Below are 2837 nucleotides of genomic sequence, written 5' to 3'. Positions count from 1 at the left end.
ATCGGGCCGTCGGGCTGCGGCAAGTCGACGCTGCTGCGGCTCATCGCCGACCTCGACCAGGCGACGACGGGCGCGCTGGAGATCTTCGGCAAGCCGGCCAGACGCGCTCGCGCCGACCAGGACTACGGCATCGCGTTCCAGCAGGCCGGCCTCCTCCCCTGGCGTACGGTGGGCGCCAACATCGCCTTGCCGCTGGAGCTGCACGGCACCGGCAAGGCCGAGCGGGCGGCGCGCGTGGCCGAGCTCGCCGAGCTCGTCGGGCTCACCGACTTCGTCGACCGCTACCCCGACCAGCTGTCGGGCGGCATGCAGCAGCGCGTCGCGATCGCCCGCGCCCTCGCCGCGCGGCCGAAGCTGCTGCTCATGGACGAGCCGTTCGGCGCGCTCGACGAGATGACCCGGGAGCGGCTGCAGACGGAGCTCACCCGCATCGCCGCCGAGACGGCGGCGGCCGTCGTGTTCGTCACCCACTCGATCCCCGAGGCGGTCTTCCTGTCGGACCGCGTCGTGGTCATGAGTCCTCGACCGGGCCGCATCACCGATGTCATCGACGTCGGTCTCGGCGACGACCGCTCTGAGGCGCTGCGCGAGTCCCCCGAGTTCTTCGACCGCGTCACCGCCGTGCGCGAGGCGCTGCACGGCGCTCCGGTCACGAGGGCGAGCGAGTCATGACCGACAGCGCGACCGCAACGCTCCCGGGCCCACGGCGGGCCGCTGACCGCGGTGCGGCCGCTCCCGGCGAGCGCCGGCTGCCCGGATGGCTGCGGTGGGTCGCTCCGGTCGTGGTCGGCGCGATCATCGTCGTGCTCTGGTGGTTCTGGGTGGACGTGCTGGGCACGGCGCCGCGCATGCTGCCGAGCCCGTTCGCGATCCTCGCAGAGTTCGTCAAGCGCTGGCCGATCATCGCGCAGGACATGTCGATCACCGCCACCAACGCGCTCATCGGTCTCGTCGTCGGGTCCCTCCTGGCCATGCTGTTCGCCGGGCTCGCCGCGGCCGTGCGGCCGATCGACGGCATGCTCGCGCCGCTGGTGGCCGCCCTCGCCGTCATCCCGATCGTCGCGATCACGCCGATCCTCAACACGATGTTCGGCGCGTCGAGCCAGTTCGGCCGCCAGGCGGTCGCCACCATCGCGGCGTTCATCCCGGTGTTCGTGAACGTGCTGCGGGGCCTGCGGCAGACCCGGCCTGTCCACCGGGACCTGCTGCGGGCGTCCGCGGCGTCGGGATGGCAGACCTTCCGCTTCCTCACGCTGCCGACGGCGCTCCCGTACCTGCTGACGGGCCTGCGCATCGCGAGCTCGCTCGCGGTCATCGCAGCGCTCGTCGCGGAGTACTTCGGCGGTCCCGCCGACGGCATCGGCACGGCGATCGCCACCTACGCCAAGTCCGGCCGGGCGGCGCTCGCCTGGGCGTACGTCCTCGGCGGCATCCTCATCGGCCTCGTGTTCTACCTCGTGACCTCGCTGCTGGAGCGCCTGGCCACCCGACGATCCCAGAGCTGACCCGCGCTCTCATCAGGCTCGCACCCGAGAAGCAGCACCAACGAAAGGAACGCAATGACACAGCAGCATCCGCTCCGCCCGGGCCTTCGTCGAGGTCTGGCCGCGGCTGGGCCCACGCGCCCTGAGGCTCCGCGACGCGCGCTAGCGCGGCGTGGAGTGGGCGTGGGGACCGTCTTCACCGTCGCGGCCCTCGCACTCGCCGCCTGTTCCGGGTCGCCCGACACCTCCGGCACCGGGGGCGGCGACGACTTCGAGCCGCTCACCTCGATCAAGCTGCAGCTGCAGTGGCTGCCGCAGGCCCAGTTCGCCGGCTACTACGTCGCACAGGAGAAGGGCTTCTTCAAGGAGGAGGGCTTCGACGACGTCGAGATCATCCCCTCGGGCGGCGACATCGTCCCGCAGGACGCCCTCGTCGACGGCGACGTCGACTTCGCCATCGCGTGGGTCCCGAAGGTGCTGGGCACCCTGGAGGCCACCGGTGTCGAGCTCACCGACATCGCGCAGGTGTTCCAGAAGTCGGGCACGCTGCAGGTGTCGTGGAAGGGCGACGGCATCACCTCGGTCGCCGACTTCGAGGGCAAGCGCATCGGCTCGTGGGGCTTCGGCAACGAGTGGGAGATCTTCGCCGCGATGGCGGCGGAGAAGCTGGACTCCACGACCGTCTCGATCACGACGCAGGACTTCTCGATGAACGCACTGCTCGACCACGACGTCGACGCCGCCCAGGCGATGACCTACAACGAGTGGGCGCAGCTGCTCGAGACCAAGAACCCCGACACGGGCGAGCTCTACCAGCCCGAGGACTTCAACGTGGTCTCCTACGAAGACACCGACGGCGCCATGCTGCAGGACGCGATCTGGGCCGACACCGCTCGTCTCGACGACCCGGCGTATGCGGATGCCGCGGTGCGGTTCCTGAAGGCCATCACCAAGGGCTGGATCTACGCTCGCGACAACCCCGCGGATGCGGCGGCGAAGGTGTACGACATCGCCTCGAACGCCGAGGCGGCGTTCCCGGTCGGTCCCGTGCACCAGGAGTGGCAGATGAACGAGGTCAACAAGCTGATCTGGGACGGCAGCCCGTTCGGCCTGGTCGACAAGGCGGCCTGGGACAAGACCGTGAAGGGCGCGCTCTCCGCGGTCAACCAAGACGGCCTGCCGCTCATCACCGCCGAGCCGGACGCCTCCGCCTACAGCAACACCTACATCCAGAAGGCCCTCGACGAACTGAAGGCCGAGGGTGTCACCGTCGACGGGGCCTACACTCCGATCGACGTCGTCCTCACCGAGGGCGGGCAGTAACCAGCACCGCCGGCCGAGGAGCCCGCCCGC

The 2837-nt window shown here is 70.5% G+C and carries 3 protein-coding genes; all 3 read left to right on the top strand.

Annotation, left to right across the window (positions count from 1 at the left end; translation table 11 throughout):
• Positions 1-672, top strand: a 672-nt coding sequence (locus tag ACTHNQ_RS20915; protein WP_440335840.1) for an ABC transporter ATP-binding protein, incomplete at its 5' end; no start/stop codon positions are given.
• Positions 669-1505 carry an ABC transporter permease gene (locus ACTHNQ_RS20910; protein WP_440335839.1) on the top strand — a complete coding sequence of 279 codons (837 nt, stop codon included), beginning with the start codon at positions 669-671 and terminating at the stop codon, positions 1503-1505. The genes ACTHNQ_RS20915 and ACTHNQ_RS20910, both read left to right, overlap by 4 nt.
• 54 nt (positions 1506-1559) lie before the next feature.
• Entirely contained in the window at positions 1560-2807 is a 1248-nt protein-coding gene (locus tag ACTHNQ_RS20905) for an ABC transporter substrate-binding protein (RefSeq protein ID WP_440335838.1), read from the top strand.
• Positions 2808-2837: the final 30 nt, after the last annotated feature.

The sequence above is a fragment of the Microbacterium sp. genome (genome assembly GCF_051953575.1).
GTDB lineage: Bacteria > Actinomycetota > Actinomycetes > Actinomycetales > Microbacteriaceae > Microbacterium.
This window is presented reverse-complemented; position numbering and strand designations above follow the sequence as displayed.

Bases quoted from the DNA above. Each gene is read 5' to 3' on its own strand.
- ACTHNQ_RS20910 (WP_440335839.1), top strand. From the start codon at position 669: ATGACCGACAGCGCGACCGCAACGCTCCCGGGCCCACGGCGGGCCGCT.
- ACTHNQ_RS20905 (WP_440335838.1), top strand. From the start codon at position 1,560: ATGACACAGCAGCATCCGCTCCGCCCGGGCCTTCGTCGAGGTCTGGCC.